General features: G+C 60.5%; 24 protein-coding genes and 3 tRNA genes. 12 read left to right on the top strand and 15 right to left on the bottom strand.

Annotated features, from left to right (window positions below):
* From HT585_RS06765 to HT585_RS06755, 3 genes are all read right to left on the bottom strand, one after another.
* On the bottom strand, positions 1 to 587 hold a 587-nt coding region (locus HT585_RS06765; RefSeq protein WP_176352135.1), incomplete at its 3' end, for a GTP-binding protein.
* A 272-nt stretch (positions 588 to 859) separates the two neighbouring features.
* Positions 860 to 933 (bottom strand) — tRNA-Gly (locus HT585_RS06760).
* Positions 934 to 956: 23 nt separating this feature from the next.
* A tRNA-Tyr gene (locus HT585_RS06755) sits at positions 957 to 1,041 on the bottom strand.
* A 218-nt stretch (positions 1,042 to 1,259) separates the two neighbouring features.
* On the opposite strand from HT585_RS06755, the gene HT585_RS06750 reads away from it, so the two are divergent.
* The gene (locus HT585_RS06750; protein WP_176352134.1) at positions 1,260 to 2,135 is read left to right on the top strand and encodes a TrmH family RNA methyltransferase; all 876 of its coding nucleotides are present in this window, start codon (positions 1,260 to 1,262) and stop codon (positions 2,133 to 2,135) included.
* A 179-nt stretch (positions 2,136 to 2,314) separates the two neighbouring features.
* On the opposite strand, the gene HT585_RS06745 is transcribed toward HT585_RS06750, so the two are convergent.
* Both HT585_RS06745 and HT585_RS06740 read right to left on the bottom strand, forming a co-directional pair.
* Positions 2,315 to 2,593, bottom strand: a complete 279-nt coding sequence (locus HT585_RS06745; protein WP_425513720.1) for a hypothetical protein — start codon at positions 2,591 to 2,593, stop codon at positions 2,315 to 2,317.
* Between the two features lie 147 nt (positions 2,594 to 2,740).
* On the bottom strand, positions 2,741 to 3,361 hold the full coding sequence (locus tag HT585_RS06740) for an FMN-dependent NADH-azoreductase (RefSeq protein ID WP_176352133.1): 621 nt from the start codon (positions 3,359 to 3,361) through the stop codon (positions 2,741 to 2,743).
* Between the two features lie 140 nt (positions 3,362 to 3,501).
* Here HT585_RS06740 and HT585_RS06735 point away from each other — a divergent pair, with 140 nt between their 5' ends.
* On the top strand, positions 3,502 to 4,443 hold the full coding sequence (locus HT585_RS06735; RefSeq protein WP_176352132.1) for a LysR family transcriptional regulator: 942 nt from the start codon (positions 3,502 to 3,504) through the stop codon (positions 4,441 to 4,443).
* A gap of 177 nt (positions 4,444 to 4,620) precedes the next feature.
* Here HT585_RS06735 and HT585_RS06730 read toward each other — a convergent pair.
* A tRNA-Thr gene (locus tag HT585_RS06730) sits at positions 4,621 to 4,696 on the bottom strand.
* 159 nt (positions 4,697 to 4,855) lie between these two features.
* On the opposite strand from HT585_RS06730, the gene HT585_RS06725 reads away from it, so the two are divergent.
* Positions 4,856 to 5,629 (top strand): NAD kinase, encoded by a 774-nt coding sequence (locus HT585_RS06725; RefSeq protein WP_176352131.1) that lies wholly within the window; start codon positions 4,856 to 4,858, stop codon positions 5,627 to 5,629.
* Positions 5,630 to 5,742: 113 nt separating this feature from the next.
* Complete coding sequence (locus HT585_RS06720) at positions 5,743 to 6,255, top strand: hypothetical protein (RefSeq protein ID WP_176352130.1); 513 nt, start codon at positions 5,743 to 5,745, stop codon at positions 6,253 to 6,255.
* A 192-nt stretch (positions 6,256 to 6,447) separates the two neighbouring features.
* On the opposite strand, the gene prfB is transcribed toward HT585_RS06720, so the two are convergent.
* The 3 genes from prfB to HT585_RS06705 all read right to left on the bottom strand — a co-directional run bounded on the left by prfB (position 6,448) and on the right by HT585_RS06705 (position 11,651).
* A protein-coding gene (gene prfB / locus HT585_RS06715) for a peptide chain release factor 2 (protein ID WP_173419726.1) occupies positions 6,448 to 7,579 on the bottom strand; the annotation gives its coding sequence in 2 pieces (ribosomal slippage) (positions 6,448 to 7,509 and positions 7,511 to 7,579; 1,131 coding nt in all).
* A 98-nt stretch (positions 7,580 to 7,677) separates the two neighbouring features.
* The gene (locus tag HT585_RS06710; protein ID WP_176352129.1) at positions 7,678 to 10,131 is read right to left on the bottom strand and encodes a penicillin-binding protein 1A; all 2,454 of its coding nucleotides are present in this window, start codon (positions 10,129 to 10,131) and stop codon (positions 7,678 to 7,680) included.
* Between the two features lie 356 nt (positions 10,132 to 10,487).
* A complete protein-coding gene (locus tag HT585_RS06705) occupies positions 10,488 to 11,651 on the bottom strand; it encodes an N-acetylmuramoyl-L-alanine amidase (RefSeq protein ID WP_176352207.1) in 1,164 nt (387 codons plus the stop codon).
* Between the two features lie 838 nt (positions 11,652 to 12,489).
* Between HT585_RS06705 and HT585_RS06700 the strand changes: the two genes are divergently transcribed.
* A complete protein-coding gene (locus tag HT585_RS06700; RefSeq protein ID WP_176352128.1) occupies positions 12,490 to 15,315 on the top strand; it encodes an Rne/Rng family ribonuclease in 2,826 nt (941 codons plus the stop codon).
* A gap of 166 nt (positions 15,316 to 15,481) precedes the next feature.
* Here the strand turns inward: HT585_RS06700 and HT585_RS06695 are convergent, their stop codons facing one another.
* Positions 15,482 to 16,594: a pyridoxal phosphate-dependent aminotransferase gene (locus tag HT585_RS06695; protein WP_425513726.1), complete on the bottom strand. Its 1,113-nt coding sequence runs from the start codon at positions 16,592 to 16,594 to the stop codon at positions 15,482 to 15,484.
* Positions 16,595 to 16,893: 299 nt separating this feature from the next.
* Between HT585_RS06695 and HT585_RS06690 the strand changes: the two genes are divergently transcribed.
* From HT585_RS06690 to aat, 5 genes are all read left to right on the top strand, one after another.
* The gene (locus HT585_RS06690) at positions 16,894 to 17,661 is read left to right on the top strand and encodes a DsbA family protein (protein ID WP_176352126.1); all 768 of its coding nucleotides are present in this window, start codon (positions 16,894 to 16,896) and stop codon (positions 17,659 to 17,661) included.
* A gap of 118 nt (positions 17,662 to 17,779) precedes the next feature.
* Positions 17,780 to 18,226 (top strand): type II 3-dehydroquinate dehydratase, encoded by a 447-nt coding sequence (gene aroQ / locus HT585_RS06685; RefSeq protein WP_176352125.1) that lies wholly within the window; start codon positions 17,780 to 17,782, stop codon positions 18,224 to 18,226.
* Between the two features lie 23 nt (positions 18,227 to 18,249).
* Entirely contained in the window at positions 18,250 to 18,714 is a 465-nt protein-coding gene (gene accB / locus HT585_RS06680) for an acetyl-CoA carboxylase biotin carboxyl carrier protein (RefSeq protein ID WP_176352124.1), read from the top strand.
* Between the two features lie 12 nt (positions 18,715 to 18,726).
* Positions 18,727 to 20,070, top strand: coding sequence for an acetyl-CoA carboxylase biotin carboxylase subunit (accC, locus tag HT585_RS06675; protein ID WP_173419719.1), 1,344 nt, complete (start codon positions 18,727 to 18,729; stop codon positions 20,068 to 20,070).
* Between the two features lie 9 nt (positions 20,071 to 20,079).
* Positions 20,080 to 20,694, top strand: a complete 615-nt coding sequence (aat, locus tag HT585_RS06670; RefSeq protein WP_176352123.1) for a leucyl/phenylalanyl-tRNA--protein transferase — start codon at positions 20,080 to 20,082, stop codon at positions 20,692 to 20,694.
* A 266-nt stretch (positions 20,695 to 20,960) separates the two neighbouring features.
* Here the strand turns inward: aat and HT585_RS06665 are convergent, their stop codons facing one another.
* The 5 genes from HT585_RS06665 to gatB all read right to left on the bottom strand — a co-directional run bounded on the left by HT585_RS06665 (position 20,961) and on the right by gatB (position 24,657).
* Entirely contained in the window at positions 20,961 to 21,413 is a 453-nt protein-coding gene (locus tag HT585_RS06665) for a DUF2155 domain-containing protein (RefSeq protein ID WP_176352122.1), read from the bottom strand.
* 128 nt (positions 21,414 to 21,541) lie between these two features.
* Entirely contained in the window at positions 21,542 to 21,937 is a 396-nt protein-coding gene (locus HT585_RS06660) for an NADH:ubiquinone oxidoreductase subunit NDUFA12 (RefSeq protein ID WP_176352121.1), read from the bottom strand.
* A gap of 108 nt (positions 21,938 to 22,045) precedes the next feature.
* The gene (locus HT585_RS06655; protein WP_176352120.1) at positions 22,046 to 22,516 is read right to left on the bottom strand and encodes a GNAT family N-acetyltransferase; all 471 of its coding nucleotides are present in this window, start codon (positions 22,514 to 22,516) and stop codon (positions 22,046 to 22,048) included.
* Between the two features lie 137 nt (positions 22,517 to 22,653).
* Entirely contained in the window at positions 22,654 to 23,151 is a 498-nt protein-coding gene (locus HT585_RS06650; protein ID WP_176352119.1) for a GNAT family N-acetyltransferase, read from the bottom strand.
* Between the two features lie 3 nt (positions 23,152 to 23,154).
* Complete coding sequence (gene gatB, locus HT585_RS06645; RefSeq protein ID WP_176352118.1) at positions 23,155 to 24,657, bottom strand: Asp-tRNA(Asn)/Glu-tRNA(Gln) amidotransferase subunit GatB; 1,503 nt, start codon at positions 24,655 to 24,657, stop codon at positions 23,155 to 23,157.
* A 149-nt stretch (positions 24,658 to 24,806) separates the two neighbouring features.
* On the opposite strand from gatB, the gene HT585_RS06640 reads away from it, so the two are divergent.
* Together HT585_RS06640 and HT585_RS06635 are read left to right on the top strand one after the other, a co-directional pair.
* Positions 24,807 to 25,118: a DUF1294 domain-containing protein gene (locus HT585_RS06640; RefSeq protein ID WP_176352117.1), complete on the top strand. Its 312-nt coding sequence runs from the start codon at positions 24,807 to 24,809 to the stop codon at positions 25,116 to 25,118.
* Between the two features lie 174 nt (positions 25,119 to 25,292).
* Positions 25,293 to 25,547 (top strand): YjhX family toxin, encoded by a 255-nt coding sequence (locus tag HT585_RS06635; protein WP_176352116.1) that lies wholly within the window; start codon positions 25,293 to 25,295, stop codon positions 25,545 to 25,547.
* Positions 25,548 to 25,629 lie beyond the last annotated feature (82 nt).

Below are 25,629 nucleotides of genomic sequence, written 5' to 3'. Positions count from 1 at the left end.
TAGGCGTCGACAGCAGCCATCAGCTCGCGGATCGCGTCTTCACCGATCTTCTTGTCGGAATCTTCAAGAGCAGCAAGTGCCGAACCCTTGATGATCGGAATGTCGTCGCCCGGGAATTCGTAGGACGACAGAAGTTCGCGAACTTCAAGCTCGACGAGCTCGAGAAGCTCGGCGTCGTCAACCTGGTCGACCTTGTTCAGGAACACCACGATTGCCGGAACGCCAACCTGGCGAGCAAGCAGGATGTGCTCGCGGGTCTGCGGCATCGGGCCGTCAGCAGCCGAGCAAACCAGGATCGCGCCGTCCATCTGCGCTGCACCGGTGATCATGTTCTTGACATAGTCGGCGTGGCCGGGGCAGTCGACGTGCGCGTAGTGACGGTTCGGCGTCTCATACTCAACGTGAGCTGTCGAAATCGTGATACCACGGGCCTTTTCTTCCGGAGCAGCGTCGATCTGGTCGTACGCCTTGTACTCGCCGAAGTACTTCGTGATCGCTGCAGTCAGCGACGTCTTGCCATGGTCAACGTGGCCAATCGTGCCAATGTTAACGTGCGGCTTGTTGCGCTCAAATTTGCTCTTTGCCATGGGTACGTTTCCTGTGGTCAAGTATGATTGATCAGCCGGCGGGGCCGGTTTGTGGAGCCGTTTAAGGGTTTCAAGGGATTTGCGCAAGACTTAATTGCGTGCGCCCGGACCGGCCACGGCGGCCATTTCCTACCGACATGTAAGAACGACGCATCGAACATGCAAGCCAGACCGATTCGCGAATCATTTTTCAGGCCGAATAAAGAGCAAACAACGGCTTACAGACAGCTTTTGAAGCACAACATTAGTCAGGTGAGAAATTTCAGCGCTGCTGGAGCGGGTAGCGGGAATCGAACCCGCGTATTCAGCTTGGAAGGCTGCTGCTCTACCATTGAGCTATACCCGCGGGCCTTCGATCCAGAAGCAGAATGGTGGAGGGAGTTGGATTTGAACCAACGTAGGCGAAGCCAACGGATTTACAGTCCGTCCCCTTTAACCACTCGGGCATCCCTCCATTATTCTGTCGGGATCAAGTCGACCAAGCATTTGAGATCGTGAGACAACCAGCGATTTGTCGTGGCCGCCTCTCGTTCTGCGCCGGGTATATGACGGCCCGCCCTGCTCCTGTCAACACGCCAAAACCGAAAATTTGCGAAATTCTCCACAGGCCCGCTTTATCCACCGCCATCGAATTCCGTTCCCAGGTCAGGCGAAGCGCTCTATAAGGCAGGCATGAGCAAAGATGATACGGGCGACAAGAGCGCCAAGAACACCCATTACGCCACTCTCAGGCGCGCCCACCGCGACGCCAAGCGCGAGCGCGGGGAAATCCCGACACCCAAGCAGGATCGCTGGCGCAAGCAGCCCGGCGACTGGAAGCCGCCAGCGCTCGCACCCGAACAGGTGCTGCTCTATGGCCTTCATACGGTTCGTGCAGCACTCGACAATCCGTCGCGCAAGATCGTTCGTCTGTGCGTGACACAGAACGCAGCCGCACGACTCGAACTCGGCGAATTGTCAGAACTCCCCTTCCCGGTCGAGACCGTGGCGCCGCAGGATCTCGACAAGATCCTCGGTCCTGATGCAATCCACCAGGGCGTGATGCTCGAAACCAAGCCGCTACCGTTGCGCAAGCTCGAAGCGCTCAGCGAATGCCAACTCATTCTCGTGCTCGATCAGGTGACCGATCCCCACAATGTCGGGGCGATCATGCGCTCGGCCGTCGCGTTCGATGCCGGCGCCCTGATCACCACCATTCGCCACAGCCCGACCGAATCAGGTGTTCTGGCAAAGTCTGCATCCGGCGCCCTGGAAATGATCCCCTATATCCAGATCACCAATCTTTCCGACACGATCGAGGAACTGCACCGCCTCGGCTTTCATACGATCGGCCTTGATTCGGAAGGACCCGAGCCGCTTGAGGGCACGTTTGCTGGCGGCAAGGTCGCGCTGGTGCTTGGCTCGGAGGGCAAGGGGCTCCGCCAGAAGACCCGCTCCACCGTCAAGGCGCTCGCCCGGCTCGACATGCCGGGCGCGATCAAGTCGCTGAACGTCTCTAATGCGGCAGCGATCGCCATGTATGCGGCCCGTCAGTTCCTCAGCAAGTAAGCCGGCCTTTTCGGCAAGGCTGGCGAACACGTCAAATGCCCTCTGGCTCCTGGGAGCCGGAGAGTTTGCGGCTAGAATTCAGCGGATGGTCGGCGATATCGGGTGAAACGGCAGGCGCCTGCATCAGCGTCGCGCACACAATAACCGTTTCGCGGCTCCAGAGCATGCTTCTGAGGACGTCAGAACCGAGCCGCGGTTCCTTCGCCAGCACGAAACCATCTGCTCTGATTGCTCGCGGTCGGGCACCCCTCGCGCAGCTTCTTCCAGGTGGTGACGTTGAGGTTCATCTCGCAGCGCGCGAGATAGGAAGTCCCGTCCACGCGCAGACAGGCGGTCTGGCCGAGTTCGTACTTGGAACCGTCGCGATTGCGGCAGGTGCAGCGTGTATCAGGCGGAGCCGCATATCCGACATCAGCGGCCACCAGCGCGACCACCGCAGCGACGACAGCCAAAGCCATTCTCCGCCGGTCTCTCATCGGCACATCATAATACAGATTGCCCCATGCGAAAACGGACAATGCCGGCTGCATGGCAACCGGCACTGTCCGCAATGGGGGCCAACGCCCCTTCATCGAACCACTGACGTGATCCGCTGAACTCTTGACTTAGCTTGCCAGGCGAAGAACGGTGCCTTCGGCAATGGTCTTTTCAGCTTCGGCGATCGCGAACTGCTTGGAGTCGGCGCTGAGGTTCAGGCCTTCGGCGCGGACGAACTCGACGTCGGTGATGCCGAAGAAGCCGAACACCGTCTTCAGGTACGCTTCCTGGTGATCCATGGCCGAAGCCGGGCCGGCAGAATAGTGGCCGCCGCGGGTCGAGGCGACAATCACCTTCTTGCCCTTGGCGAGGCCTTCCGGACCGGATTCGGTGTAGCGGAAGGTTTTGCCGGAGACGGCCAGGCGATCGATCCAGGCCTTGAGCTGGCTAGGGATGGAAAAATTGTACATCGGAGCGCCGATGACGACCGTGTCGGCGGCCAGGAACTCTTCGAGCATCTCGCGGCCGATCGTGACTTCGGCAGCGAGGCCGGCGTCGACGCCGGCGAGATCGGCAGGTGCCATGATCTGTGCGCCGGTCAGATGCGGGATCTGGCTGCTTGCGAGATCGCGGTAGGTCACCTTGGTATCCGGACGGTCTGCCTGGATCTGGGCGGTAATAGCTGCTGTGAGGCGACGGGAGACGGAATGATCACCGAGGATACCCGAGTCGATATGAAGGACGTTCATGGGAAGCACCTTTGTGTTGGCGTTGCGGTGCATCACATATGATTTGAAAACAATCGCGCGATAAGTCAGCGGTTATTTGACATACTGTTTCCAGATGGAAACAATGAAACCAGCGATCCGGCGGTGGAGACCAAAAACAGATGCAGGACCTGAACGACCTCGCCCTCTTCGCTGCCGTCGTGCGCAACAACGGCTTCAGTGCAGCGGCGCGCGATCTGAATATACCCAAATCCAAGCTGAGCAAACACGTGGCACGCCTCGAAGAGCAGCTTGGCGTGCGGCTGTTGGAGCGTTCGACGCGCAAGCTCCGCGTCACGGAGATCGGCCGGGTCTTCTATGAACATTGCCAGAGCTTGCTCGATGGCGTCGCAGTCGCTGAAGCCGAGATCGCCGCCGTCAGGGCCGAGCCGACCGGCACGGTCCGCCTCGCCTGCCCGCTCGGCTTCACACCGATGCTTGCTGACATCCTGCCTGCGTTTCACCGCCGCTACCCGGGCGTTCGCCTGCTGATTACGGCGACCAATCGGCGGATCGACCTGATCGAGGAGCGGATCGACGTTGCATTGCGTGCTCGCGATCAGCTCGACACCGACAATCAACTGATCATCCGCAGGTTTGGCGAGGTCCGCCAGAGGCTGGCGGCAAGCCCCACGCTGCTCGCCCGCTTCGATGACGTCACGATCGACAATCTGAGCGAAATGCCGACGCTTTCGATGAACGAGAGCCACGCAACCGATGTCTGGCGCCTTGTCGATACCGAGGGAAATACCACGGAAATTTCGCACCGACCGATCATCGGCTGCAGCGATTTCCTCATCCTCGAGCGCGCTGCGATCGAGGGCATGGGCGTCGCTCTTCTGCCCGACCACATCTGCGAACGCGCCTTTCGGGCCGGCGTGCTTGCCCCGGTGCTGCCGGAATGGAGTTCGGGCGACGTCGTCGTCCACCTCGTTTTCCCCTCGCGTCACGGCATGTTGCCGGCGACCCGCGCCCTGATCGACTATCTGGCCGACAATCTTCTGAACGCCATGCAGAAATGCCGAGAGATTGTTCCCAAAGGGGCCGGTTCGTTCGAGATCTGAGCCCGCAAGCCGTTGTACAGGCACTGCAAAGCGCAATGCTTCGCGTGACCAGACGATATTGCCCAGGGCGCGTTGGGATGCGCCAAGCGTTCCGTCGGCTTACCGCGCGGGCGTTCACCAAACATCGTCAATGTGCCGGATCGCGGCATTACGAATTCAATATCTATCGGGAAAAAGTGGTGCCCCCACCAGGACTCGAACCCGGGACCCCCTGATTACAAATCAGGTGCTCTACCAACTGAGCTATAAGGGCACTTTCAGCGGTGGGAGTTATCACAATCTCACAGCGTGTAAAGCAAAATTGCGAATTCTCCCAATTTTTCAGATGCGTTCGGCGCCACGCCGTGCCAGAAACGAAGCCTAGGCTCGGCCATCGCGGCTATGCTCAACCTGTTGAACGGACTGAAAATTCATGGCCCGCACGTTCACTTCTCTCGCGTTCCTTGCCTCACCAGCTGAAGAGGCGCAAAAGGCAGCGGCAGATCTGAAGGCGATTTACGGCGACCATGATGCCGACAAGGCCGACGTTATCGTCGCACTCGGCGGCGATGGCTTCATGTTGCAGACGCTGCACCAAACGATGAACTCGGGCAAGCTCGTCTACGGAATGAACCGGGGATCGGTTGGTTTTCTGATGAATCGCTACAGCACCGAGAATCTTACTGCGCGGATCTGCAACGCGGTGGAAAATGCCTTTCGCCCGCTGGAGATGCAGACCACCGACGGTGCAGGCGCGACGTTCAAGGCACTTGCGATCAACGAAGTCTATCTGTTCCGGCAATCCTACCAGGCCGCCAAGCTGCGTGTGGTGATCGACGGCAAGACCCGGCTTGAAGAGCTGACATGCGACGGTCTGCTGTTGGCCACACCCGCCGGCTCCACCGCCTATAACCTCTCCGCCCATGGACCGATCCTGCCGCTGGAAGCCCCTCTTCTGGCACTCACGCCCGTCAGCCCGTTCCGTCCGCGGCGGTGGCGCGGCGCCCTACTGCCGAACCATGTCACCGTCGAGATCGAAATCCTCGAGGCTGACAAGCGGCCGGTCAACGCCGTTGCCGACCACCAGGAAGTCAAATCGGTGGCGAAGGTGCGCATCGCCGAATCGGAAAACATGACCGCCCGCATCCTGTCCGATCCCGATCATTCCTGGTCGGACCGCATCCTGGCCGAGCAATTTTCGAATTGAACCAGCGGCTCCGACGCGCGATATGCTATGATCCCTGCGATCACGGGCCGCCGGGCAGAGCGTCAATTCTAGAACAAACACCTCATCGCGGTTCGAACAGGAAATCAAGAGCGATGCACAAGTCCCTCCTCCTTGCGCTTCTTCTTGCCGTGACCGGCGCGAGCGCCCTTGCGGAGGATGCGAACGTCGTTTCGCCACAGGTGACCTTCGTCACCAGCACCGGCTACTGGGAAGAAAGTGGTGATTCGCTTTCGGCACTGGACCCGAGCGATCCGCAGGCAGAGCCCGCCACGGAGTCGAAGAACGCCGAGGGCGCACCACGGCGCGGCTACTACAAGCTGATCGCGCTGAGGCAACAGGACGGCACGGCACAGATCCATCTGCAGCAGATCGCGGCGACACCCGCTGGACCGGAAGTCATCTCCTCCGCAGAACTCGAGGAGTTTTCGTCGCTGAAGGCCTATGTCACCGACATCAGGCCGGAAACCTCGACGGGGGTGACCGCACAGCCCGGCATGTTCGCGACCGTCTATTTGAAGACCGATCCTGCCGCCCGCGAACCTGAGACCTGGACGGTTCTGATCGACGACCTCGGCGATATCAAGGTGGAGCGGGCATCGAACTGATGCCATGTCGCGCAACAGGCGTGCAGCCGTCCTGAGACCAAGAGATGAGCAAAGACGGGCATCAAAGGCAGCGCGCGCTGCAAAAAGCTCCCATGCGCGAGACGCCAAAAACAAAGGCCGGATGAAAACACCCGGCCTTCTTCGTCTCGTCTATGCTTCGTCATGCAGGCAAAGCGCCGCCGACAATCGGTGCTAGTTCAAATCATCCACAGCAGCATCCGCACCGCCGCTGACGCGGTGGGCAAGGGCTGCTTCCATGAACTCGTTCAGTTCGCCATCAAGGACATCGCCCGGCGCCGTGCTTTCGACGCCGGTGCGCAGGTCCTTGACCAGTTGGTAGGGCTGCAGCACGTAAGAGCGGATCTGGTGGCCCCAGCCGATATCGGTCTTGGAAGCCGCTTCAGCGTTGGCCGCGTCTTCGCGCTTCTTCAGTTCCGACTCGTAGAGACGGGCGCGCAACATGTCCCAGGCCTTGGCCCGGTTCTTGTGCTGCGAGCGTTCCTGCTGGCACTGCACGACGATGCCGGACGGCATGTGCGTGATACGCACCGCCGAGTCCGTCGTGTTGACGTGCTGGCCGCCGGCGCCCGACGAGCGATAGGTGTCGATGCGGCAATCGCTCTCGTTGATGTCGATCTGGATCGAGTCGTCGACAACCGGGTAAACCCAGATCGACGAGAACGAAGTGTGGCGACGCGCGTTGCTGTCATAGGGGGAGATGCGCACCAGGCGGTGAACGCCCGATTCGGTTTTCAGCCAGCCATAGGCGTTGTGGCCCTTGACGAGCAGCGTCGCCGACTTGATGCCCGCCTCTTCGCCGTCCTGAATTTCCATCAGTTCGACCTTGTATCCCTGGCGCTCGGACCAACGGGTGTACATGCGCAACAGCATGTTCGCCCAGTCCTGACTCTCCGTGCCGCCGGCACCGGAATGCACTTCGAGATAGGTGTCGTTCTGGTCGGCTTCACCCGAAAGCATCGCCTCGACCTGTTTCTTGGCCGCTTCGTTGCGCAGCTCGCGCAGCGCCTGTTCGGCATCGGCAACGATGGCGGCGTCGCCCTCTTCCTCGCCGAGCTCGATCAGTTCGATGTTGTCGCGGAGCTGCTGCTCGAAACGGCGCAGACCATTGATGCCATCGTCGAGCTGCTGGCGCTCGCGCATCAGCTTCTGCGCTTCGGCCGCATCATTCCACAGCGACGGATCTTCCGCCTTGTTGTTCAACCAGTCCAGTCGTCTTACCGCCTGATCCCAGTCAAAGATGCCTCCTCAGCAGGCTTATGGCCTGCTTGATTTCGTCGACAATGTTCTCGATTTCGCTGCGCATGATCCTGCTTCTTGTGAACCCGATTTAACGTGAGCGTCAAATAGCGATGCCCGCCGCTGATGTAAAGGCGGCGGGCATTGCGAGACGAAGGATAGGGCCTAGAACAGGCCGTTGGAACCGGAGGTGACGGCCTGGTTGGCCTGCGGAGAATTCTTCAAGATTTCCTCCGGCGGCACGTACTGGTCGAGACCGCCGATGACCGAGAAGGTGTCGGCCGGGCCGGTGCCGGGCTTGAAGGCTTCGATGATCGTGTCCGGCTCGCCCTCATAGGCGGCCATGCCGGTCTTGCGGTTGACGGCGATCATGTTCATGCCTTCCGGCACCACGAATTTGCCGGGACGCGTACCTTTCACGGCTTCCTGCATGAAGTTGTTGAAGATCGGCACGGCAAGGCTGCCGCCAGTCGCGCCACGGCCGAGCGGGGCCGGATTGTCGAAGCCGAGGTAAAGGCCTGCGACGAGATCGGGCGTATAGCCGACGAACCAGGCGTCCTTTTCGTCGTTGGTGGTGCCGGTCTTGCCGGCGACCGGGCGATCGAGCTTGATCTTGCCGGCAGCGGTACCGCGCAGGACCACACCCTCCATCATCGAGGTGATCTGGTAGGAGGTCATCGGGTCGAGGACCTGCTCGCGGTTATCGGTGAGCACGGGCTCTTCCTGCTCTGCCCAATCGCCTGCGTTGCAATTGTCGCAGGTCCGATCCTCGTGACGGAAGATCGTCTTGCCGTAGCGGTCCTGGATCCGGTCGATCAGCGACGGCTTGATCTGCTTGCCGCCATTGGCAAGAACCGAATAGGCCGAAACCATGCGCAGAACTGTCGTTTCACCCGAACCCAGCGACATCGCCAGCAACGGCGGCATCTTGTCGTAGATGCCGAAGCGTTCGGCATATTCGGCAACGATGTTCATGCCCATGTCGTTGGCGAGGCGAACCGTCATCAGGTTGCGGGACTTCTCGATGCCGAGACGCAGCGTCGACGGGCCGGCCGAGCCACCGCCATAGTTCTCCGGGCGCCAGACCTGGCCGCCGGCGACGATTTCGATCGGCGCGTCGAGAATGACCGATGCGGGCGTGTAACCGTTGTCGAGCGCAGCGGCATAGACGAACGGCTTGAACGAGGATCCCGGCTGGCGCATCGCCTGGGTCGCACGGTTGAATTCCGACTGACCATAGGAGAAGCCACCGACCATCGCCAACACGCGGCCGGTCTGCGGATCCATGGCGACGAGACCGCCCTGAACCTTCGGCGGCTGACGCAGGCGATATTCGCCCTTCTCTGCGAGCGGCTCGACATAGACGACGTCGCCTGGGCCGAGCACACCTTCCGGCGACTTGGCGGATTTGCGTTCGCCGCCGGCAGAGCGATAGGCCCACTGCATATTCTTTGCGGAAATATGCCCGGTGACGCGCTCGGCGATGATCTTGCCGGATGCTTCCTTGTCCGGCTGGATGCCGATCTCGACACCTTGTCCATCGGCAGACAGCACGACTGCCAGCTTCCATTCCGGTACGTCGGCCAGGGCAACGACCTTGCCAAGCGGCTCACCCCAGTCGCCGCCGATCTCGATCGACTTGACCGGACCGTGGAAACCGCGGCGCTCGTCATAGCTGAGCAGCCCTTCCTGCAGCGCCTTGCGCGCAGCGATCTGCATGCGCGGATCGAGCGAGGTGCGAACCGAAAGGCCGCCTTCATAAAGCGCGTTGTCGCCATATTTCTGGATGATCTGCCGGCGCACTTCTTCTGCAAAGAAATCGGAGGCGAAAAGATGGGCACCACCGCGGCGCGGATTGACGCCGAGCGGCTGCTTCTTTGCGTCTTCGCCGTCGGTCTTGGAGACGTAACCGTTCTCGACCATGCGGTCGATGACCCAGTTGCGGCGTTCGATGGCGGCATCCGCCTTGCGGAAAGGATGATAGTTGGCGGGCCCCTTCGGCAGCGCCGCAAGGTATGCCGTCTCGGCAATGGTCAGTTCCGTCACCGACTTGTCGAAATAGGTGAGCGCCGCGCCGGCGATGCCGTAGGAGTTGAGGCCGAAGAAGATCTCGTTGAGATAGAGCTCGAGAATGCGGTCTTTGCTATAGGCCTGCTCGATGCGGAAGGAGAGGATCGCTTCCTTGACCTTGCGGTCGATCGTCTGGTCCGACGAGAGCAGGAAGTTCTTGGCGACCTGCTGGGTGATCGTCGAGGCGCCGACAGGGCGGCGACCCGAACCGAAATTCTGGAGGTTGACGGCAATGGCACGGGCCAGGCCGGTGATATCGACGCCGGGATGCTGATAGAAATTCTTGTCTTCAGCCGAGATGAACGCAGCCTTGACGCGGTCCGGGATCGCCTGGATCGGCAAATAGAGGCGCCGCTCGCGGGCGTATTCCGCCATCAGCGCGCCATTACCGGCGTGAAAGCGCGTGGTCACCGGCGGCGAATACTTCGCCAGCACCTCGTAATCCGGCAAATCTTTGGTGACGCTGCCGAGATAGATGGCAACGGCCGCGGCGACACCGAGCAGCAAGAACGCACCAATGCCGAAGAAATATCCAATCAGTCTGATCATCAGTCAGATACCGGTACCTTATTATCGTCCAATTGCCAGGCCGCAAAACCAATCAGGACGCTTCCCGTCCCATCGGTCCGCATTCCGTCGGCCTGGCCAAACGCTTCCATCAGAAATCGTCTGGCATCGCGGCTACACGCGCCCACCCAGCTCCTCATATGGCGAGGGGCACCGGGCATCAACACTGTTTCCCAACAAATCCGGGCGCAATTCGGGATAGGTCCCGGATTGTGCGTAAAATAGGGCTTGTTACCGATTATCGAGTGCGCATCCTGTTGAAAAGCATATCGCTGTTACCAGAGCGACACAAATCACTTCCTATGCCACCCCGTCAAACAGCTTGTCGCGGCCAAACCTTAGCCGCCGTTTGCAACAGCCTGATCACGGTAGCGCTTGATGGCAACCGCAAGAAGGCCAGATACTTTCTTTCGCCATTCCGGATCCAGCAGCAGCTTCTCGTCGTCCTTGTTCGACATGAAACCGAGCTCAAGCAGGATTGAGGGAACATCCGGCGCCTGCAGCACGCGAAAGCCCGCATGACGGTGCGGATTGTTGATGAGGTTGATCTGTCCTTCGAAAGACGACACCACCGTGCGCGCCATATTGACCGAGAAAGCCTGGGTTTCGCGGCGTGTCAGATCGATCAGAATATCGGCGACTTCCGCCGGCTCACTCTGGAGCGGTACGCCAGCGATCTCGTCGGAGAGGTTTTCGCGCTGCGCGAGGTCGGCAGCCAAATGGTCGGAGGCCTTGTCGGAAATCGTATAGACGGTCGCGCCACGAATGTCCTTCTGCCTGAGCGTATCGGCGTGGATCGAAATGAACAGATTGGCGCCTTTGTTGCGGGCGATCTGCACCCGCTGCGGCAATGACAGGAAGACATCCTTGTCGCGCGTCAAAAAGGCTTCAATGCCGCTTTCACGGCTGAGGGTGGCAACCAACTCCTGCGCAAAGGCAAGCGTGACGTGCTTTTCCTCGGTCTTGGTGGCTCCGCCGATCGCTCCGGTGTCGATACCGCCATGACCGGCATCGATGGCAATCACGAAGGCGCCGCCCTTTTCGGCGGGCGCAATCGTCGGCCTGTCCGTTTTTGCCGCGACAACAGAACCCGTCCATTGCTGATCACCCAGGAGCGCATCGAAGCGGGGCTGGTCGACCTTCTCGGCATCGATGACCAGGCGATAGCTCTTGCCGCCCTCCTCCTCGATGACTTCCGCGTTGGTGACCGCGACGGGCCCCTTTGCCGATAGCACAAGGCGAGAACTGCCAGCACCCATGCCGCCATAGCGGATGGCCTCGAACAATCCCCGCGGCTCGAGGCTCTCGGCCTTCAGGCCAAAGGCAGTTTCCGGCAGATCAACGACGACCCGCACGGGGTTTGCCACATAATGAATCGAGAAGTCGGGCTTCCGGTCAAACTGGACGACGACGCGCGTGCGTGCGTCGTCACCGGCAACCCGAGCGCCGAATGCCAGCAAAGGCACGGGCTCGGCCGCATGTACCACCGGCCCGGGCACCATCAATGCCGCTGCCACAAACACTGAGGCCACGACACGCGCGCCACCGCGCAGCAGTGCCGACAACAGTGAAGCGCCCCTATGAACAGCCAAAGGCTTCACCTAGGTCTCTCCGTCAATCCACGAAATCCGAGCGGTCAACGCACCGGGCATCCGCCCGCGCACACCGCGACATCCCTTGATCAATGAACCCTTATGGTTAACCAAAGCTTGACAGCGCTCCTTCAGCAACGCGGACAAGGCATACGATTCGCCGTTCCCCGGCCTACTCTACCGGGGCAAGCGAATCGATCATTATTGTGGCGGCACAGGCTTTTCCCTTGCCAATGTGACATAGAAAACATAAAAGCATCACAAGGAGAAAGTGTTGACGGGATAGAATCGTCGGCCGGGCAGCCGGAGCTTTCCAGAGCTTGGCGCCAGGGAGTGATCGAGCCGGAATTGCCGGTTGAAACCGTATCATCTTTCCGCGGCCGCAAGGTGTTCATCCGCCGTCGCTGCATTTCCTCCCCGTACACTGGATCGCAAATTTCCGGCGGTGGCCGGAGTTCTTAGCGGTGATTTTTCACCGGCAAGCCCGCAAGCGGGCGCATTCATCGGGTCTTTATGAGACCTTTGACATTGGCATTCTTGTTTGGTCATTGATGTTGACTCAGCGGTATCGGTCAGAAGTAGAGAGGCCCCGGAACGTCACCGTTCCGGCTGCCATCTGGCTGCTGCACCATCACCTGCACCAGACAGGACCTTTCACATCCGGCGCAACCTTTGACGCGAGTGGCAGTCTTCCGATGGAAGAACGCCTGCCGCCCGTTCCGTTGTCGCGCCGAGGAGCACAACTTAGATGGCAGAGAAAATGCTTATCGATGCGTCTCACTCTGAAGAGACGCGCGTCGTTGTCGTTCGCGGGAACCGCATAGAAGAATTCGACTTCGAATCGGAACACAAGAAACAGATACGCGGCAACATTTACCTCGCAAAGGTGACGCGAGTGGAGCCTTCGCTCCAGGCGGCCTTCGTTGACTACGGCGGCAACCGCCACGGGTTCCTGGCGTTTGCCGAAATCCACCCCGACTATTACCAGATCCCGCTGGCCGACCGACAGGCGCTGTTGAAGGCAGAAGCCGAAGAAGCGCGCCGCGACGACGACATCGAGCACGTCGAAACGGCAACGCCGACCCAGCCCGCGCTCAGCGTGCCGGTTGATTTGGAGATTGCCGCCGAAACGGAAGTCGTCGCGGAAGTGACCGAGACTGCAGCCGAAGCTGTCGTCGAGACCGAAGCGCCCGCGGAAAAGCCCAAGGCAAAGCCGAAGCGCCCGCGCCGCACCAAGGCGAAGATCGCCGAAGAGGCTGCTGCCGCTGCAGCGACCGAAGAGGCAGATGCGGGCGAAGAAGGCAATGGTGGCGAAATGGCCGCCATGGTCGACACGGATTCGATCTCCGAAGACGTCGACAGCCGTCGTCGTCGCGATGATGACGACGATGATGACGACGGCCACGACGGCGAGAAAGAAATCATCGAGTCCGTCGGCGCTGAAGATGCGATGGAAGAAGTTCCGGATCGTCACGTACGCAAGCCGCGCAAGCAGTACCGCATCCAGGAAGTCATCAAGCGCCGCCAGATCCTGCTCGTACAGGTCGCCAAGGAAGAACGTGGCAACAAGGGCGCAGCGCTTACGACTTATCTGTCGCTTGCCGGTCGTTATTCGGTATTGATGCCGAACACGGCCCGTGGCGGCGGCATTTCCCGCAAGATCACCAACCTGCAGGATCGCAAGCGCCTTAAGGAAATCGCACGTGGCCTCGAAGTGCCGCAGGGCATGGGCGTCATTCTGCGCACCGCCGGTGCCAACCGCACCAAGGTCGAGATCAAGCGCGACTTCGAATATCTGATGCGCCTGTGGGAGAACGTCCGCACGCTGACGCTCAACTCTACGGCCCCCTGCCTCGTTTACGAGGAAGGAAGCCTGATCAAGCGCTCGATCCGCGACCTTTACAACAAGGACATCAGCGAGATCGTCGTTTCGGGCGAGGAAGGCTACAAGGAAGCCAAGGGCTTCATGAAGATGCTGATGCCCAGCCACGCCAAGGTGGTTCAGCCCTACCGCGACGTGCATCCGATCTTCTCGCGCTCCGGTATCGAAGCGCAGCTTGACCGCATGCTGCAGCCGCAGGTGACGCTGAAGTCGGGCGGCTACATCATCATCAACCAGACGGAAGCTCTGGTTTCGATCGACGTCAACTCCGGTCGTTCGACCCGCGAGCATTCGATCGAGGATACGGCACTTCAGACGAACCTCGAAGCCGCCGAAGAAGTTGCGCGCCAGCTGCGCCTTCGCGACCTTGCAGGCCTTGTCGTCATCGACTTCATCGACATGGAAGAAAAGCGGAACAACCGCTCCGTCGAGAAGCGTCTGAAGGATTGCCTGAAGAACGATCGCGCCCGCATCCAGGTCGGCCGCATCTCGCACTTCGGCCTGCTCGAAATGTCGCGCCAGCGCATTCGTGCTTCGGTTCTCGAATCGACGATGCAGACCTGCCCGCATTGCAATGGCACGGGCCACGTCCGTTCGCAGTCTTCGGTCGCGCTGCATGTGCTTCGCGGCATCGAAGAGCACCTGCTCAAGAACACCACACACAACATCACCGTTCGCACGATCCCCGATATCGCGCTCTATCTGCTCAACCAGAAGCGCAGCACGATCATGGATTACGAACAGCGCTTCGGCGTCTCGATCATCATCGAGGCTGACGCCCATGTCGGCGCTCAGCACTTTGCGATCGACCGCGGCGAACCGGTCGAAAACCCGGTCAAGATCGAACAGATTCTGCACTTCGAGCCGGAGCCCGAAGAAGAAGACGACATCGTGATCGAAGAGGATCTCGACGAGGAAGAAGCAGAAGAAGTCGTCGTCGAGCAGCGCCAGGAACAGCCGAAGGCTGCCGCCCAGGCCGACGACCAGAACGGTCGCAAGCGCAAGCGTCGCCGCCGTCGTCGTGGCAAGGGTAGCCAGCAGGCCGACGGTGCTACCGCACAGGACACCGATGCTGCGGATGATGCCGATGACGCCACTGAAGCCGATGGCGACGAAGACGAAAACGATACGGATGCGCTGACCGCCGACGGCGAACAGAAGCGCAAGCGCCGTCGTCGCGGCAAGCGCGGTGGCCGCCGCAACCGTCCGGAACTGGGCGAAGGTGAAGTCGAAGGCGAAGGCGAAGACCAGGCTGTTGCGTCCGCCGACAATGAAGCCGGCGAACCAAGCGACGTCGAAGCAGCGGCAGAAGCCGAGGTTGAAGCGGTCGCCGTTGTTGCTGAAGCCGAGATCATCGCGGAAGTGGTAGAACCGGTCGTCGAGAAGGCCGCCAAGCCGAAGCGGACACGCAAGAAGGCCGTCAAGGCCGAGGAGCCTGTTGTCAGCCCCGACGAGGCAGCACAGAGCGCGGTCGAAGCCCAGCCGGAAGCGGCTGAGCCAGTGCCGGCCGCAATCGAGGAGGCTGCCGCCGACCTCGAAGAAGGCAAGCCCGCTCGGGCGAACCGCGACCTTTCGACGATTGCATCGGAGCCGGTGCTGACCTCGACGGTCACGAACAAGAACGAAGGTCCCGAAGAAGACCAGTCCAAGCCCAAAAAGGGCGGATGGTGGCAGCGCCGCGGCTTCTTCTAAGCCACGCCTGAACCTCGGAAAAACAGAAAAGCCCGGACCTTGCTTGGTCCGGGCTTTTTTCGTTTCGGCTTGGTGACCGCACGTCACCCATTCAGCTGAGAGTTTGAATCAAAGGCCTCTTGATGAGAGTCCAGCAAAGACTACAAGTTATTGAAACTACAGAGGATCACGCAATCCAGCGAGCGATCCGGTCCATTGCCTCGGCCATGTCGCCGGTCGATCCGGCATAGGAGAACCGCATCGTACGGTGGCCTTCGAGCGGATCGAAATCGAAGCCGGGCGTCGCCGCCACGTTGATTTCCGCCAGCATCCGGCGGGCAAACGCCATGCTGTCATTGGTGAAACGGCTGACATCCGCATAGGCGTAGAAAGCGCCATCCATCGGCGACGCAATGGTGAAACCGATTTCCGGCAGCCGCTTCAGCAGCATTTCGCGATTGGCCGCGTAGGCCGCCTTGTAGCCGTCGAGCTCCGCCTGGGCACCGAGCGCCGCCTCAGCCGCAATCTGCGACAATTCCGGTGGCGAGATGTAGAGGCTCTGGGCGATGCGCTCGAAGCCGCGAACCTGCTTTTCCGGCAGCACCATCCAGCCGATCCGCCAGCCGGTCATGCAATAATATTTGGAGAATGAGTTGATGACGAAGACGTCGTCGGTCACCTCCAGTGCGCTTGCCTCTTCGCCGGCAAATGTCAGGCCGTGATAGATCTCGTCGGAGATGAACGCGATGTTCTCAGCGCGGCAATAGTCGGCGAGCGCCTTGAGACCGGCCCTGCCCGTCACCGTTCCCGTCGGGTTGGCCGGGCTTGCCAAAAGAACGCCCTTCAGCGGTCGCCCAATCTTGGCCGCAGCACGCGCCAGATTTTCCGGTGTCAGCGTGAAGCCGCTCTCGGCGTTGGCTTCCACCTCCACGACCGTCAGCCCGAGCGCCGCGAGAATATTGCGGTAGGCGGGATAGCCCGGCCGCGCGATCGCCACGCAATCGCCGGGATCGAAGAGGGCGAGGAAGGCAAGATTGAACCCGGCTGACGACCCGGTGGTCACGGCGATGCGCTGCGGCTCCAGCGCGATACCGTGGCGCTTTTGATAGTATTGAGCGATTGCGGTTCTTAGCGACAACGTGCCAAGCGCGTCAGTGTAGCCGAGCCGCCCATGCTGGAGCGCCTTGCGCGCTGCGTCCAGGGCTGCCTTTGGCGCAGGGTGCGCGGGTTGACCGACGGCCATCGAAATCACCGGGTGCCCGGCGTCGCGGCGGCGCGTCGCCTCCGCCAGCACGTCCATGGCATGAAAGGGTTCGACGGCGCTGCGGTTCGACAATTCTACCAAGGCAATATCCTCCACAAGCGACGCGTATCATCCGGCGCTGATCTTCCATTGGCCCCTTTGCCCGATCGCCAAAAGCTTCACAAGTCCGCGAGCGCCGTATTTCCGCCGATTTTGCCGTTTCGTTTCAGCGGGGCCCACCCTATGCTGCCCGCGTGTTGCGGTGCTGGAGATTCCTGTTGTCTTTTGCAAGCGCGCATTGACGCCGTATCGCGACATGGACGACAGACAGGGCAGGCAGAGACAACGAGGTAAAAATGAATTTCAGCACGAAAATGATTGCCGCCGGAGCGCTTGCCGCGCTCATGGCAGGGGTCAGCTTGCCGCAAAACGCGCTCGCGCTCGACCAGAAACAGAAGGATGAGTTTGGCGCCTTCATCAAGGAATACCTGCTTGCCAATCCAGAGATCATGCTGGAGGTCCAGGAGGCGCTGGCGACCAAACAGCGTGCAAAGCAGCAGGAAGTGGCCGAAGGCGCGATCTCCCAAAACAAGAAGGCGATCTTCAACTCGCAGTACGACATGGTGCTTGGCAACCCTGATGGAGACGTCACGGTCGTCGAGTTCTACGACTACAACTGCGGCTACTGCAAACGCGCGCTGACCGACATGGAAGACATCCTCGCCAAGGACAAGAACGTGCGCTTCGTGCTGAAGGAATTGCCGATCCTCGGCCCGGATTCACTGGCGGCACACAAGGTTAGCGCCGCGTTCCGTCTGGTTGCGCCCGAGAAGTACGGCGAGTTCCACCGCACCCTGCTCGGCAGCGAAGACCGCGCAACCGAGGAAACGGCGATTGCCGTTGCCGGCAAGCTCGGCGTCACCGAAAAGCAGCTGCGGGCCAAGATGGAAAAGGAACCGCATGACGCGGCCGTGCGCGAGGCCTACACCCTTGCCAACGATCTTGGCATCACTGGCACGCCGTCCTACGTCATCGGCAACGAGGCGGTCTTCGGTGCCGTCGGCGCCGAGGAAATCAGTACCAAGGTTGCCAACATGCGCAGCTGCGGCAAGACCGCCTGCTGACCAAGCGCCTTGCACGCCCCGTCCCAACTGTGGACAAATCTCGCGAGGACCCAAAGGGCTTTTCCTCGCGGGACCATCAGTCTATAGGTAACCCACCATCACCGGACCGGAATCCCGCATGCCCACCAAAATTTTCGTGCTGAACGGCCCCAACCTGAATGCGCTCGGCAAGCGCGAACCGGGGATCTATGGCGGCCAGACACTCGCCGACATCGAGGCGATGTGCACCACGGAAGGCAAGACGTTGGGGCTGGAGGTCGAGTTTCGGCAATCCAACCATGAAGGCACGCTGGTCGACTGGCTGCATGAGGCCGGCGAAAAGGCGGCAGGCGTCGCGATCAATCCGGCCGCCTACGGCCATACGTCGATCGCGCTGCACGATGCCATCCGTGCGATCGGTATCCCGGTGGTCGAACTGCATCTTTCCAACATCCACGCGCGTGAAGAATTCCGCCACAAGTCGATGATCGCGCCTGCGGTCAAAGGCGTCATCTGCGGTTTCGGAGCGCAGAGTTACATTCTGGCGCTGCATGCGCTAAAGAACCTGACAGAAACGTCGAAATAAAAAGAACACGAGGCTCATATCCCATGGCTGACAAGAAACCCGGTATCGACCAGGCGCTGATCCGCGATCTCGCCAATATCCTGAACGACACGGACCTCACAGAGATCGAAGTGGAGCAGGAAGACCTTCGCATCCGCGTATCGCGCGCCGGCACCCCGGTCGCCGTCTCGATGCCTGCCTACCAGGCCCAGCCGGCGGCTCACGCCGCGCAGCCGGCCGCTGTTGCTGCTCCGGCCGAAACCAGCCGCACCTCCAAGAATGCGGTTACGGCTCCGATGGTTGGCACGGCGTACCTGGCGCCGGCTCCGGGCGCCCGCCCGTTCATCGAGGTCGGCACCGTGGTCAAGGAAGGCCAGACGGTCCTGATCATCGAAGCGATGAAGACCATGAACCAGATCCCTGCCCCGCGTTCGGGCAAGGTGACCGAAATCTTCGTCCAGGACGCAGCCCCCGTCGAGTATGGCGAGCCGCTGATCGTAATCGAATAAGGCGGCGCTGCGATGATCTCGAAAATTCTCATTGCCAATCGCGGCGAAATCGCCCTTCGCGTGCTGCGCGCCTGTAAGGAACTCGGCATCGCGACGGTGGCCGTCCATTCCACGGCCGACAGCGACGCCATGCACGTGCGTCTCGCCGACGAAAGCGTCTGCATCGGTCCTCCGCCGTCGCGCGATAGCTATCTGAACATTCACCAGATCGTCGCGGCCTGCGAAATCACCGGCGCTGATGCCGTGCACCCGGGCTACGGCTTCCTGTCGGAAAACGCCAAGTTCGCCGAAATCCTCGAAGCGCACGACATCACCTTCATCGGACCGACCGCGGAACATATCCGCATCATGGGCGACAAGATCACCGCCAAGAAGACGGCGCAGGAACTCGGCATCCCCGTGGTTCCGGGCTCCGATGGCGAAGTGAGGCCGGAAAATGCGCTCGAAGTCGCGCGCAAGATCGGCTTCCCGGTTCTGATCAAGGCGACCGCCGGCGGCGGCGGCCGCGGCATGAAGGTTGCAAAGACCGAGGCTGAACTCGAAGAAGCCGTGTCGACAGCTCGCTCCGAGGCGCTTGCCGCCTTCGGCAATGATGCCGTCTACATGGAAAAGTACCTCGGCAAGCCGCGCCACATCGAAATCCAGATCGTCGGTGACGGTGAAGGCAATGCGATCCATCTCGGCGAGCGCGACTGCTCGTTGCAGCGGCGCCACCAGAAGGTCTGGGAAGAGGCGAACTCCCCGGCCCTCAACGTCGAACAGCGTATGAAGATCGGCGAAGTCTGCGCCGATGCCATGCGGAAGCTGAAGTACCGCGGCGCCGGCACGATCGAGTTCCTCTATGAGAACGGCGAGTTCTATTTCATCGAGATGAACACCCGCCTCCAGGTTGAGCATCCGATCACCGAGGCGATCACCGGTATCGACCTGGTGCACGAACAGATCCGCGTCGCATCGGGTGGCGGACTTTCGGTCAAGCAGGAAGACATCGTGTTTTCCGGCCACGCGATCGAGTGCCGCATCAATGCCGAGGATCCGCGTACCTTCGTCCCCTCACCGGGCACGATCACGCATTTCCACGCACCGGGCGGCCTCGGCGTTCGCGTCGATTCGGGCGCCTATCAGGGCTACCGTATCCCGCCCTACTACGACAGCCTGATCGGCAAGCTCATCGTCCATGGCCGTACGCGCGTCGAATGCATGATGCGCCTTCGTCGCGTGCTGGATGAGTTTGTCATCGATGGCATCAAGACGACGCTGCCGCTGTTCCAGGACCTGATCAACAATCAGGATATCGCGAACGGCGATTACGACATCCATTGGCTGGAGCATCATCTGGCCACGACGTCCGAATAGGACTGTGCATTGAAAGGGACGCGCAGCAAGCAACCCGACGTAACACCGGACATGCTGCTGCGCGCCTATTCCATAGGCCTGTTTCCGATGGCCGATTCGGCAGACGACCCGGAGCTTTTCTGGGTCGAGCCGGAAATCCGCGGCGTCATCCCGCTGGAAGGCTTTCACGTCTCGCGCAGCCTCTTAAAGACGATACGCAAGACCCACTTCGACATTCGCTTCAACACTGCCTTCGAGGCCGTCATGGAAGGTTGCGCCGCGCCGGCACCCGATCGGCCGACGACCTGGATCAACAGCAAGATCCGCGCTCTCTACGCCACGCTTCACTCCATGGGCTACGCTCACAGCGTCGAAGCCTGGGAGGACGGCATGCTGGTCGGCGGGCTCTACGGCGTTACGCTTGGTTCGGCGTTCTTCGGCGAAAGCATGTTCTCCAGACGCACCAACGCCTCCAAGATCTGCCTTGTGCATCTGGTGGAACGCCTGCGTTCCAGGGGCTTTGAGCTGCTCGATACCCAGTTCACGACGGAGCATCTGAAATCGTTCGGCGCAATCGACGTGCCGAAGGCCGAGTACGAAATCATGCTCGCCAACGCGATGAACTCACCCGATCTAACTTTTTGAGCGCATCACTGCCATTCGCGACAGCCGATAAACCTGCATCTCGAGGACGCCGTCTTCCGACCACAGGTCATTTGGATCGCCGTGCGACACGCATTGGATATCACATCTTGCGTTCTCAAACAGAGTCACGCTGACGTTCTATCTCTTTGTTTTTCTGAATTTATCGCGGAAGGCTAGCGCGTCCGCGAAACATGTTGACGCCTCAAAGACGGACGCAGATGCTGCAACATACTGCGGCCCTTCCGGGCCTTGCGGTCGAAGCCGCCTTACTTCTTCGAGGCGGTATCCGGCGGTGGCAGGTCCGACGTCGCCTTGCAGGACTGTAGCCAGACGTCATAGACCGGGTGCTCGACGGCATTGAGGCCGGGGCTGTCGGCAAACATCCAGCCGGTAAAGATCCGCCTGATCTTGCGGTCGAGCGTGATCTCGTCGACCTCTACAAAAGTCGTGATCTTCTGCGCTTCCGTGTCGTCCCTGTTGTAGCAGACGCGCGGCGTCACCTGCAGGGCGCCGAACTGGACGGTTTCGCCGATATAGACGTCGAAGGTGGTGATACGGCCGGTAATCTTGTCGATGCCGGAAAACACGGCGACGGCGTTGTTGATCCGCGCGGCCTCGGCGGTGCCGGTCGAGGACAGCATCGGCAGCGCGGCAAGCGCAGCAACACAGAGCCGGCTCGACATCTGACCGATTGTCTTCCGCAGATAAGAACCCGCCATTCCCGCCTGTCTCCCGCGCGCCTTGCATTCACCGTTGATGGATATCAGGCGCTAAACATGAAATGTGGCCGCCCCGTGGTCATTGGACCAATTCGCGGAGCGGCGCGCCTTGTCCGACGACAAGTGTGTCAGGAACCCGGAGTCCAGGCGTCGTAGTCGCCTGTCACACGCGGACGTGCGCCGGTGCCGGCGATCGAACCCTGCGGCCGGTAGGCTTCAGCCGTGCCGGTCGGGTTCGGGCGGTGCGGCTTCTGCCACTCGCGGGCGACGTATTTTTCGTCAGCCGGCGAAACATCGGTGCGGTGGTGCATCCAGCCGTGCCAGCCAGATGGAATCGCCGAAGCGTCGGCATAACCGCTGTAGATCACCCAACGACGCGTGCGGCCTTCTGAGTCCTTGCCGCCCTGATAATAGACGTTGCCGAGCTCGTCTTCGCCGACACGTTGACCGTTACGCCAGGTATGAAACCGCGTTCCGATCGTCTGTTGGTTCCACCAGGTGAAAATCTGCAGCAGGAGCTTCATGGATGCCGTCCTCAACCGACCGTTGGGAAGGCGGCCGGATACCAAAACTATGTCCCCGCTTATGCCCCGCCACTCCAACCTTGTCCAGTGTTTCCGAGGCAAGCCCGGTCATTTCAACGGCATATGGAAACCGAAATGGCTGCGCACGAAACCGAGACGCTCATAGAAGCGATGGGCCGCCGCCCGCGTCGCATTCGAGGCGAGTTGCACCTTTGCTGCTCCCGCCTCACGCGCACGGTCGATCGCATGGCGCATCATGCGCTCACCGATGCCGCGGCCGCGCATGTCTTGCCGCGTCTGCACGGCCTCGACCAACAGCCTTGGCTTCCCGGGCCCCGGAAGCGATGTCAGCAATGTTGTCTGGAAAGTGCCGACGACTTGATCGCCAAGGCGAGCAACATACAGGGATTGAAGCGGAGAGGCTTCGATGCGTGCGAACGCGGCAAGATACTCGTCGAACGCCTCCGGTTCGGTCGTGTCGCCATGTCCGCCGACCGGGTCGGCGGCAAAGAGCGCGATGACGTGTGGAAGATCTGTCAACTCGGCCCTGCGGATATCGAAGTCTGTTGTCGAGTCCATGTGGCCTCCCGGGGCTTGGCAATCGGCGCCAACCGTCACAAGGAGACAGCCTCGTCACAGCCAACGCCGTTCGCAATTATTTCCACAATCATGACAACGCGCCGCTCACAAGCGCCCGCATCGGGAGCAGGCCATCGTCAGGCGAGCGGTTTCTCGAGAATGAGCGCCGGAATCCCCGACTGCTCGTCACCGCAATTGCTGACTTGACCGACTTCGCTAAAGCCATGGGCTCGATAGAATGCCAGAGCATGAAGGTTCTGAGGCTCGACTTCGACCCGCATGCGTTCGGCATCCGGGAAGCAGGTTTCGAGTTCGGCGAAAATATCGCGTCCGATGCCCTGCCCCTGGAGTTTCGGCAGAACGTAAAGCTGGTGGAGCACCGCGGTCTTGGTCTGCGTATCGGACATGGACGCATACCCCATGCCGCCGATACTGCGACCGTCGTCGGCGACGAGGAATTCCGCGTCCTTGCGCTCCAGCCGAGCCTTCAGCGCCGGCAGCGAATGCCAGCGCCCTGTCAGTTCGTTGACCTTCTCGACACCGTAGAACGTGTCATAGGTCGCGTGCCACGTCTCGACGAGCAGCGCGCGAACCTTCTCCAGATCGCGCTCGCTCGCCGTGCGGACGAAGAACATGGCTTATTCCTCGATGCCGAGCTTGGCCTTGACCAGAGCCTGGACGGCCTGGGGGTTGGCCTTGCCACCGGTCGACTTCATCACCTGGCCGACGAACCAGCCGGCCAGCGACGGCTTTGCCTGCACCTTGGCGACCTGATCCGGGTTGGCAGCGATGATCTCGTCGACCGCCTTCTCGATGGCGCCGGTGTCCGTCACCTGCTTCATGCCGCGTGCTTCGACAATCTCAGCGGGATTTCCACCTTCGTTCCAGACGATCTCGAAGAGATCCTTGGCGATCTTGCCGGAGATCGTCTCCGCCTTGATGAGATCGATGATGCCGCCAAGCTGGGCGGGGGAAACCGGAGTCTCTTCAATGGCTTTGCCGGCTTTGTTCAAGGCGCCGAGCAGGTCGTTGATGACCCAGTTTGCGGCGATCTTGCCGTCACGGCCTTCGGCCACGGCCTCGAAATAGTCGGCAATCGACTTTTCGGATACGAGCACGGAGGCATCGTAGATCGACAGACCCATGGCGCTGACAAAGCGTTCCTTCTTGTCGTCGGGCAATTCCGGCAGGTCGGCCTTCAGCGCATCGACAAAGGCCTGGTCGAACTCAAGCGGCAGCAGGTCGGGATCCGGGAAGTAGCGATAGTCGTGCGCATCTTCCTTGGAACGCATCGAGCGCGTCTCACCCTTGTTCGGGTCGAACAGTCGGGTTTCCTGGTCGATGGAACCACCGTCTTCCAGAATACCGATCTGGCGGCGTGCTTCGTATTCGATCGCCTGGCCGATAAAGCGGATGGAGTTGACGTTCTTGATTTCGCAACGCGTGCCGAAGCCCTCGCCGGGGCGACGGACCGAAACGTTGACGTCGGCGCGCATCGAGCCTTCGTCCATGTTGCCGTCGCAGGTGCCAAGATAGCGCACGATCGAACGCAGCTTGGTCATATAGGCCTTGGCTTCGTCGGACGAGCGCATGTCCGGCTTGGAGACGATTTCCATCAACGCGACGCCGGAGCGGTTGAGGTCGACATAGGACATGGACGGATGCTGGTCGTGCATCGACTTGCCCGCATCCTGCTCGAGGTGCAGGCGCTCGATGCCGATCTCGACGTCTTCGAACTGGCCCTGGCGGTCCGGCCCGACGGAAATGATGATCTGGCCCTCGCCAACGATCGGATCCTTGAACTGCGAGATCTGATAGCCCTGCGGCAGGTCGGGGTAGAAGTAGTTCTTGCGGTCGAAGATCGAACGGTTGTTGATCACGGCCTTGAGGCCGAGGCCGGTGCGAACCGCCTGCTTTACGCATTCCTCGTTGATGACGGGCAGCATGCCGGGCATGGCCGCGTCGACCAGCGAAACGTTGGCGTTAGCGGGCTTGCCGAATTCAGTCGAGGCACCCGAAAAGAGCTTCGAATTGGAAAGCACCTGGGCATGGACCTCCATGCCGATGATGACTTCCCAGTCGCCGGTGGCGCCAGGGATGAAGCGTTTTGGATCGGGGGTGCGGACGTCGACAATGCTCATATCATGCTCTTCTTTGAAGCCTGAATTCTTGGTTTCTCGGTAGAGCAATTGCTGCAATGGCGCAAGTTGTTAGGCGCGATCAGCCGCTCCGCGATGGCGTGGCGCACGGTTTAACCGAGGCTTAGCGCTCCGTGTGGCATAAGGCGGATATGCCGCTCGCCGCTACCAGCCTCCTGTGTTTCCTTGTGGTGATCAACGTCACGAGCTTCTGCCAGTTCTGGTATGACAAGCAGGCAGCACGATCAGGCTGGCGCCGCATCCGCGAGCGGACATTGCTGGAAACGGCTTTTTTTGGCGGCAGTATCGGCGCAATGGCCGGTCGCCATGTCTTCAGGCACAAGACGCGCAAGGAGCCGTTTCGAACACAACTCATTCTGATCGTCATTTTTCAGATGATTGCGGCGGCCGCCTGCGCAATCTTTGCGAGCGGATATCTTGACGCCTCCGCCGGTCTCTTTTAGTAGCGATCGTTCGAATGGAGTTTTGATGTTCTCATCGTCTGAGTCCCGGTAAGGGCCCCTGCCCGCTTTCTCCCAAAGATTGCGCGCACGGGCCGGAAACGTAGCCCCGCTTTTCCCAGGATTTGCGGAACGTTTTTTCGCGTTCTAACGAACGCTATTCCGGAACATTCAGAAATGGATATCTCACGCGCTGAGCAGCGCATTCTCCATCATTTGGCCCAGGGCGGTCGTATCGAAATTACCCGCGACGACAAGACGATCATCGATATCAGATGCTTCACGCGCGACGGATGGGTTTATCCGGGCTTCGACCTCGAACTCTTCCGCAAACTGAAGCGCAAGAAGGCGATCTCGTCATCGGCCGGCAAACCTTATCGCATCACCGAGCAGGGCCTGCGCCTGGTGCGATCCGAACTCAACAATCGCTGATCGGGAAAACCGCGAGGATGCCGGACACACCCGGCATCCTCGTTCGCAGTTTCGGCGACTTTGAAAAGAGGTCGCCGATCAT

The sequence above is a fragment of the Ensifer oleiphilus genome, assembly GCF_013371465.1.
Lineage (GTDB): Bacteria > Pseudomonadota > Alphaproteobacteria > Rhizobiales > Rhizobiaceae > Ensifer > Ensifer oleiphilus.
This window is presented reverse-complemented; position numbering and strand designations above follow the sequence as displayed.

Excerpts from the sequence above, each read along its gene's own strand:
- HT585_RS06750 (WP_176352134.1), top strand. The coding sequence starts at position 1,260 with ATGAGCAAAGATGATACGGGCGACAAGAGCGCCAAGAACACCCATTAC.
- HT585_RS06745 (WP_425513720.1), bottom strand. The coding sequence starts at position 2,593 with ATGGCTTTGGCTGTCGTCGCTGCGGTGGTCGCGCTGGTGGCCGCTGAT.
- HT585_RS06740 (WP_176352133.1), bottom strand. The coding sequence starts at position 3,361 with ATGAACGTCCTTCATATCGACTCGGGTATCCTCGGTGATCATTCCGTC.
- HT585_RS06735 (WP_176352132.1), top strand. The coding sequence starts at position 3,502 with ATGCAGGACCTGAACGACCTCGCCCTCTTCGCTGCCGTCGTGCGCAAC.
- HT585_RS06725 (WP_176352131.1), top strand. The coding sequence starts at position 4,856 with ATGGCCCGCACGTTCACTTCTCTCGCGTTCCTTGCCTCACCAGCTGAA.
- HT585_RS06720 (WP_176352130.1), top strand. The coding sequence starts at position 5,743 with ATGCACAAGTCCCTCCTCCTTGCGCTTCTTCTTGCCGTGACCGGCGCG.
- HT585_RS06710 (WP_176352129.1), bottom strand. The coding sequence starts at position 10,131 with ATGATCAGACTGATTGGATATTTCTTCGGCATTGGTGCGTTCTTGCTG.
- HT585_RS06705 (WP_176352207.1), bottom strand. The coding sequence starts at position 11,651 with ATGGTGCCCGGGCCGGTGGTACATGCGGCCGAGCCCGTGCCTTTGCTG.
- HT585_RS06700 (WP_176352128.1), top strand. The coding sequence starts at position 12,490 with ATGGCAGAGAAAATGCTTATCGATGCGTCTCACTCTGAAGAGACGCGC.
- HT585_RS06695 (WP_425513726.1), bottom strand. The coding sequence starts at position 16,594 with ATGGACGTGCTGGCGGAGGCGACGCGCCGCCGCGACGCCGGGCACCCG.
- HT585_RS06690 (WP_176352126.1), top strand. The coding sequence starts at position 16,894 with ATGAATTTCAGCACGAAAATGATTGCCGCCGGAGCGCTTGCCGCGCTC.
- aroQ (WP_176352125.1), top strand. The coding sequence starts at position 17,780 with ATGCCCACCAAAATTTTCGTGCTGAACGGCCCCAACCTGAATGCGCTC.
- accB (WP_176352124.1), top strand. The coding sequence starts at position 18,250 with ATGGCTGACAAGAAACCCGGTATCGACCAGGCGCTGATCCGCGATCTC.
- accC (WP_173419719.1), top strand. The coding sequence starts at position 18,727 with ATGATCTCGAAAATTCTCATTGCCAATCGCGGCGAAATCGCCCTTCGC.
- HT585_RS06665 (WP_176352122.1), bottom strand. The coding sequence starts at position 21,413 with ATGGCGGGTTCTTATCTGCGGAAGACAATCGGTCAGATGTCGAGCCGG.
- HT585_RS06660 (WP_176352121.1), bottom strand. The coding sequence starts at position 21,937 with ATGAAGCTCCTGCTGCAGATTTTCACCTGGTGGAACCAACAGACGATC.
- HT585_RS06655 (WP_176352120.1), bottom strand. The coding sequence starts at position 22,516 with ATGGACTCGACAACAGACTTCGATATCCGCAGGGCCGAGTTGACAGAT.
- HT585_RS06650 (WP_176352119.1), bottom strand. The coding sequence starts at position 23,151 with ATGTTCTTCGTCCGCACGGCGAGCGAGCGCGATCTGGAGAAGGTTCGC.
- gatB (WP_176352118.1), bottom strand. The coding sequence starts at position 24,657 with ATGAGCATTGTCGACGTCCGCACCCCCGATCCAAAACGCTTCATCCCT.
- HT585_RS06640 (WP_176352117.1), top strand. The coding sequence starts at position 24,807 with ATGCCGCTCGCCGCTACCAGCCTCCTGTGTTTCCTTGTGGTGATCAAC.
- HT585_RS06635 (WP_176352116.1), top strand. The coding sequence starts at position 25,293 with ATGGATATCTCACGCGCTGAGCAGCGCATTCTCCATCATTTGGCCCAG.